This is a genomic window from Pseudoalteromonas sp. GW168-MNA-CIBAN-0100 (genome assembly GCF_040309225.1).
Taxonomy (GTDB): domain Bacteria; phylum Pseudomonadota; class Gammaproteobacteria; order Enterobacterales; family Alteromonadaceae; genus Pseudoalteromonas; species Pseudoalteromonas arctica.
Genome location: NZ_JBEOOL010000596.1, coordinates 1 through 269, shown reverse-complemented (window position 1 = coordinate 269; position 269 = coordinate 1). Strand labels below are relative to the sequence as shown.

The 269-nt window shown below is 42.0% G+C and carries 1 pseudogene; it reads right to left on the bottom strand.

Annotation, left to right across the window (positions count from 1 at the left end):
• Positions 1–200, bottom strand: a pseudogene (locus tag AAEY62_RS22595) (IS4 family transposase); the annotation flags it as partial.
• Between the last annotated feature and the right edge of the window lie 69 nt (positions 201–269).

Sequence of the window (269 nt, the reverse complement as noted above, 5' to 3'; positions counted from 1 at the left end):
AAGTAAACTTCAATCCCCCCACGCAGTGCATAAACCTCAAGTATTTTTTCATCTTCAAGTTGGCTATCTGTTGTCAAGAACAGCGCCCAGTCATGTTTACTTGCCTGTTGTTTAGCTTCATTTACTGAGCGTACAAAGAGTAATTTTACTTTCACCCATTGTGCAGGCTCTTGATCTGAGCTGCTAAGGTTTAATTCCACCGTTATGGACTTGCTTTGGTAAGGCATATTCTTAAGCGTTTGCCAGCTCCCTTTAACGTATCGCTGGTA